Origin of the sequence: Burkholderia sp. Ac-20379 (assembly GCF_017104645.1) — a bacterium.
Taxonomy (GTDB): Bacteria; Pseudomonadota; Gammaproteobacteria; order Burkholderiales; family Burkholderiaceae; genus Burkholderia.
The window spans coordinates 1-6,429 of sequence record NZ_JAAGPF010000368.1 but is presented as its reverse complement, the minus strand read 5'-3'; the positions used below and the strand labels follow the sequence as shown (position 1 = coordinate 6,429).

3 protein-coding genes and 1 pseudogene are annotated in these 6,429 nt (G+C 70.3%); 1 reads left to right on the top strand and 3 read right to left on the bottom strand.

Going from position 1 to position 6,429, the window contains the following annotated elements; translation table 11 throughout:
• A partial coding sequence (locus G3N92_RS29105) for an indolepyruvate ferredoxin oxidoreductase family protein (protein WP_206131031.1) occupies window positions 1-3,320 on the bottom strand: 3,320 nt, incomplete at its 3' end.
• 277 nt (window positions 3,321-3,597) lie between these two features.
• Complete coding sequence (locus G3N92_RS29100; RefSeq protein ID WP_206131030.1) at window positions 3,598-4,629, bottom strand: sulfate ABC transporter substrate-binding protein; 1,032 nt, start codon at window positions 4,627-4,629, stop codon at window positions 3,598-3,600.
• A gap of 449 nt (window positions 4,630-5,078) precedes the next feature.
• On the opposite strand from G3N92_RS29100, the gene dapA reads away from it, so the two are divergent.
• Window positions 5,079-5,972: a 4-hydroxy-tetrahydrodipicolinate synthase gene (dapA, locus tag G3N92_RS29095; protein ID WP_206131029.1), complete on the top strand. Its 894-nt coding sequence runs from the start codon at window positions 5,079-5,081 to the stop codon at window positions 5,970-5,972.
• Window positions 5,973-6,131: 159 nt separating this feature from the next.
• Here dapA and G3N92_RS29090 read toward each other — a convergent pair.
• A pseudogene (locus G3N92_RS29090) lies at window positions 6,132-6,429 on the bottom strand (LysR family transcriptional regulator); the annotation flags it as partial.

Here is a 6,429-nt window from a genome sequence, read left to right as displayed (position 1 = left end):
ACGGCGTAATCGTCGGCCAGCGCGCGCTCCATGCGGCGCTCGGCGGTGCGCCCGAACGGATCGAACGGCGTGCCGCGCAGGCCGCGGCAACGCGCCAGCAGGCCGAGCACGGGCCACATCCAGCCGCCGAAACGCTGCTTCTTCGGGCGCTCGCCGTGCGCCGCCTTCGCCGTGGCGGGCGGCGCCAGATGGAAATGGATCCGGTAATCGCGCCCGGCCACGCCGTCGAACTGCTCGCCGAGCGCGGCGCGGAAGCTGCCGTCGCTGTAGAGCCGCGCCACCTCGTATTCGTCCTTCACGGCCAGCAGCCGGTAGAACGCGGTCGCCACGGCTTCGGCGATGTGCGCGTCGCCAGTGGCGCGCGCGGCGTCCACCAGCGTGCGATAGCGCGCCGCCACGCGCCGCCCGCCGTAGGCGTCGAGCCGCGCGGCACGGTCCGCCACCAGTTCGTCGAGCGTGCGCGGCGCGGCGGCGGCCTTCACCGGATGACGCGCCTGCCACAACGCCTCGAGCCCGTCCGGATCGCCGGCCGCCATGCGCCCGATCGAGAACGCCAGCCGGTTCGCCGCGACCGCCACGCCGTTCAGCTCGAGCGCGCGCATCAGCGCCGCCAGCGACACCGGCACCAGCCCGTGCTGCCACGCGAAGCCGAGCATCAGGATGTTCGCGCCGATCGAATCGCCGAGGAACCGGACGGCCAGCGCCTGCGCGTCGCATGCGGACACGCGCCCATCGCCGGCCGCGTGATGCATCTTGTCGAGCAGCGCGCCCGTATGCAGGCTCGCGTCGGGATCGCGCACGAACGCGGCGTTCGGGATCGGATGCGTGTTGACGACGATGCGCGTGCGATCGTGACGCACCGTCTGCAACGCCTCGGCGCTCGCGCCCACCACCATGTCGCAGGCGAGCAGCACGTCGGCCTGCTGCGTGTCGATGCGCACCTGGTTCAGCCACGCGTCGCGCGCGGCGATCCGCACGTACGACAGCACCGCGCCGCCCTTCTGCGCGAAGCCCATGAAATCGAGCACCGACGCGCTGCGGCCCTCCAGATGCGCGGCCATGCTGATCAGCGCGCCCACCGTCACCACGCCGGTGCCGCCCACGCCCGTCACCAACATGTCGTACGGCGCGGCCTCGAGCCGTGCGGCGGGCAGCGGCAGCGGCAGCGCCGCCACGCACGCGGCCAGCGCGGCCTCGTCGAACGCGATGCCGGCCGCCCGCTTCAGCGCCGCGCCCTCGACCGTCACGAAGCTCGGGCAGAAGCCGTTCACGCACGAATAATCCTTGTTGCACGACGACTGATCGATGCGGCGCTTGCGGCCGAGCGGCGTCTCCACCGCCTCCACCGACAGGCAGTTCGACTGCACGCCGCAATCGCCGCAGCCTTCGCACACCTGTTCGTTGATGAACGCGCGCCGGGCCGGGTCGGGATACTCGCCCTTCTTGCGGCGGCGGCGCTTCTCGGCCGCGCAGGTCTGGTCGTAGATCAGCACCGTCACGCCGTCGGTGTCGCGCAGTTCGCGCTGCACGGCGTCGAGTTCGTCGCGATGATGGAAGCTCGTGCCGCGCGGGAACGCAGCGCGCAGGCCGTCGTATTTTTCCGGTTCGTCGGACACCACCACGAAGCGCGACACGCCCTCGGCCTCCACCTGCCGCGCGATCTGCGGCACCGACAGGCTGCCGTCCACCGGCTGCCCGCCCGTCATCGCCACCGCGTCGTTGTAGAGGATCTTGTAGGTGATCGTGGCGCGCGCCGCCACCGCCTGCCGGATCGCCAGCAGCCCGGAATGAAAGTAGGTGCCGTCGCCGAGGTTCTGGAACACGTGGCGGGTGCGCGTGAACATCGCGTGCGCGGCCCAGTCCACGCCCTCGCCGCCCATCTGGATCAGGCCGGTGGTGTCGCGCTCCATCCACGACGCCATGAAATGGCAGCCGATGCCGGCCTGCGCGACCGAGCCTTCCGGCACGCGCGTCGAGGTGTTGTGCGGGCAGCCCGAGCAGAAATACGGCGTGCGCTTCACCGCATCGGCCGCGTTCGACAGGATCGCCGGCGCGATCAGATCGACCACGCGCGCGCGCCGGTCGAGCGCCGGGCGGTGCCGGGCCAGCCAGTCGGCGAACACCGGCAGCACGCGCGACGGGCGCAGCTCGCCGAGCGCGGACAGCAGCGGCGCGCCGCCGGCGTCGTGCTTGCCGATCACGCGCGGCCGCGCGCCCGACGTGCGGTTGTATAGATGCGCCTTGATCTGCTGCTCGATCACCGGCCCCTTCTCCTCGATCACGAGCACCTCGTCGAGGCCCTCGACGAAGCGCTCGAGCCGCGTGGTTTCGAGCGGAAACGACAGCCCGACCTTGTAGATCCGCACGCCGGCGGCGTCGAGGTCGGCCGCGCTCAGGTCGAGCCGCCGCAGCGCTTCCATCAGGTCCAGATGCGCCTTGCCGCAGGTCACGATGCCGACGCTCGCGTGCGGGCTCGGCGCGATCCAGCGGTCGATGCTGTTCGCGCGCGCGAAGTGGCGCACCGCGTCGAGCTTGGCCGCGAGCCGCGCCTCGATCGTCAGGCTCGGCAGGTCGGGCCAGCGGTTGTGCAGGCCGCCTGCCGGCGCCGCGAACGGCGGCGGCTCGGGCCAGTGCGTGACGAGCGCGTCGAGATCGACGGTCGAGCCCGATTCGACCGTCTCCGAGATCGCCTTGAAGCCCACCCACGCGCCCGAGAAGCGCGACAGCGCCCAGCCGTACAGGCCGAATTCGAGCATGTCGGCGATGTTCGACGGATTGAGCACCGGCATCTGCCAGCCCATCATCGCGAAGTCGCTCTGATGCGGCATCGACGACGACACGCAGCCGTGATCGTCGCCCGCCACCACCAGCACGCCGCCGTGCGGCGACGCGCCGTAGGCGTTGCCGTGCTTGAGCGCGTCGCCGGCGCGATCGACGCCGGGGCCCTTGCCGTACCACATCGCGTACACGCCCTCGACGGTGCGCTCGGCGTCGGCCTCGACGCGCTGCGTGCCGAGCACGGCCGTGCCGCCCAGTTCCTCGTTGATGGCCGGCAGGAAGCGCACGCGCGCCGCGTCGAGCAGCGCCTGCGCCTTCCACATCTGCTGATCGACCAGGCCGAGCGGCGAGCCGCGATAGCCGCTCACGAATCCGGCCGACTCGATGCCGCGCGCGGTGTCGCACTGGCGCTGCATCAGCATCAGGCGCACCAGCGCCTGGGTGCCGGTGAGGAACACGCGGCCGCGGGTGGCGGTGAGGTTGTCGGCAAGCCGGTAATCGGCGAGAGCGGGTGTGCCGTCGAGCGGCGGGCGGGCGGTCATGGGGGTGTCTCCGGATGTCGGCGCCGGCGCGCCGGTTCGGCGTGCCCGGAGCGCGGCGGTTTTTTCGCTATTTTTTGCCCGCCCGCGAGAAATGTTTTTCCTGATCCCCTGACCGATCGGCCGATCCGAGAAAATTCACCGAGGTTTTCGGCCGATATCGAGTGAAATTTCTCGCAAGATTTGTGCATCCGGGGTTATTGCGCTGCACCAATGAAAAAGGCGGCAGCGCCTGCGCGCTCCCGCCTTGTCCTTGCGTCTGGCTGCTTCGATGCCGCGCTTACTTCCGGTCGACGATGATCTGGTCGAACGTGCCGCCGTCGGCGAAGTGCACCTTCTGGACGTTGTCCCAGCTGCCGAAGATCTGCTCGACGCTGAACGTCTTGAGCGACTTGAACTCGGCCGCGTGCTGCTTGAGCACGGCCGCGTCGCGCGGGCGCAGGTGATGTTTCGCGATGATCTCCTGCCCGGCCGGCGAATACAGGTAATCGAGGTAGGCCTGCGCGACCTTGCGCGTGCCCTTCTTGTCCACCACCTTGTCGACGATCGCCACCGGCGGCTCGGCCAGGATGCTGGCCGACGGGTAGACGGCGTCGAACTGCTCGCCGTTCGCGCCCGCATCCATCAGCGCCACTTCATTCTCGAACGTGACGAGCACGTCGCCGATGCCGCGCTGCGTGAACGTGGTGGTCGCGCCGCGGCCGCCCGAATCGAGCACCGGCACGTTGCGGAAGATCGCCTTCTCGAAATCGATCGCCTGCGCGTCGCTCGCGCCCTTGAGCTTCTGGTAGCCCCAGGCGGCCAGGTACGCGTAGCGGCCGTTGCCGGAGGTTTTCGGGTTCGCGATCACGACCTGCACGCCGGGCTTGGCCAGGTCGCTCCAGTCGTGGATCTGCTTCGGGTTGCCGTGACGCACGAGGAACACCATGGTGGTCGAATACGGCGAGCTGCTGTCGGGCAAGCGCTTGCGCCAATCCTTCGGCAGCAGTTGGCCGCGATCGGCCAGCAGGTCGATGTCGTTCGGCTGGTTCATCGTCACCACGTCGGCCTGCAGGCCCTGCAGCACCGACAGCGCCTGCGCGCTCGACGCGCCATGCGATTGGCGGATCGACACCGTCTCGCCCGTCTTCTGCTTCCACGCGGCGATGAAGCCGGCGTCGATGTCCTTGTAGAGCTCGCGCGTCACGTCGTACGACACGTTCAGCAGCGCGGTGTCCGCGTGCGCGGCCGGCGCGGCCGCCACCGTCGCGACAAGCATCGCCGCCGTCCCCGCGATCGTCAGCCAGCGGCCGATCCCTTGCGTCTGATTCATCGAGTGCTATCCCCTGTGTGGTCTGTCAGCCATTGGTAAGCGGCGATTGTAGCCAGCCCGGCACGCGCGCCCTAAGACTCGTTCGTCCTTAGGTCACAACCAAAAGTCATTTGGCGGGTGCGGGCCGATTTGCGCTGCCCGGCGCTGGTCAGCGCGCGTGGGCCGATGCTAAGATGCCTGCTCGTTTCTTCACGGTTCACGTTCATGTCGTCGTTCGCGATGCCTTCGTTCCCGCGCTTTGTTCGCCTCGCCCGCTCGTTCGACGCGGCCGTGGTCGCACGCGCGGCCGTGCTGAAACTGAAAAAACGACTTCTCGACTGACGGGGAGTCGCGTCCCGTCAGGCGAACAGCCGGACGGGAATCCACTCGGGCCTCGCGCCCGCCTCATCACCCCGGTCCGGCGCCCGCCGGCGGAACGTTTCCTTCACCACGTTCCCACCGAGGTTTGCATGTCCATCGATTTTTCCGGCATCTGGCTGCCGATCGTCACACCGTTCACGTCGCTCGCAGGCGAGGCCGTCGATCACGCCGCGCTCGCGCGGCTCGCGAGGCATTACGCCGAGGCCGGCATCGCCGGCTTCGTGGCCTGCGCGACCACCGGCGAGGGCGCCTTGCTCGACGCCGCCGAACAGGCCGCCGTGTTCGCGACGCTGCGCACCGCCGCGCCGGGCGTGCCGATCGTGCTCGGCCTGTCGCACAGCGCGACGCAGGGCGCGGTCGCGCGCGCCCGCGAGCTGGCCGAGCTCGCGCCCGACGGCCTGCTCGTCACGCCGCCCACCTACGTGCGGCCGACCCAGGACGGCATTCGCCGGCACTTCGAAGCCATCGTGCAGGCCGCCGATCTGCCCGTGCTCGTCTACAACATCCCGTACCGCACCGGCGTGAACGTCGAGCTCGATACGCTGAAGGCGCTGGCCGAGGATGCGCGTATCGCGGGCATCAAGGAATGCGGCGGCTCGATCGACCGGATGATGCGGCTCGCCCACGAAACGCCGCTGCGCGTGTTCTCCGGTGACGACAACCAGAACTTCGCGGCGCTCTGCGTGGGCGCGCACGGCGCGATCGCGAGCTCGGCGCATCTGTTGCCCGAGTGGCACGTGCGGGCTTACCGGTGCGTGCAGCAGGGCGACTGGGCCGGCGCGCGGCGGATCGCGGTGGCGCTGCAGCCATTGGTGCGGGTGCTGTTCGAGGAGCCGAACCCGGCGCCGGTGAAGGCCGCGTTGGCGGCGCAGGCGCGCTGTGAGGATGGATTGCGGTTGCCGTTCGTGCCGGCGAGCGAGGCGCTGCGGGCGCGGATGCGGGGGGTGATTGGGGCGGTGGAGGTGGCGTTGAAGGGGGTGTGAGGGGGAGAAGGACGCGGTGGCTGGCTCTCGGCTCTCGGCTCTCGGCTCTCGGCTCTGGGCTCTGGGCGCTTGGCAGTCGGCGCTCGGCAGTGGCAGCCGCGCACCGCCTGCCCCGGCCTGCGACACCCGCCGGACGAAGCGGCGCATCCGCCCCAAGGCTCAAGCCGCAAGCGAATGCCCGGTAGCCTCTGCCGAATCCGCCGCCTCCGCCGCATCCGAAACCGCCGCGCCGCTCACCGCGTGCCGAACGATCCGCATCAACGCGTCGGCGGTCGGCGTGCGCGATTCGGCGCGCCGCAACAGCACCAGCGGCACCGGCGGCAAATCCGGCAAGCCCTGCGCGGCCGCCTCGAGCGGCCGCACCGAAGCCGGCAACCCGTAACGCGTGCGCACCGTCACGCCGAGCCCCGCCGCGGCGGCGGCACTCACGCCGGCCAGGCTCGGGCGCGTGAACGCG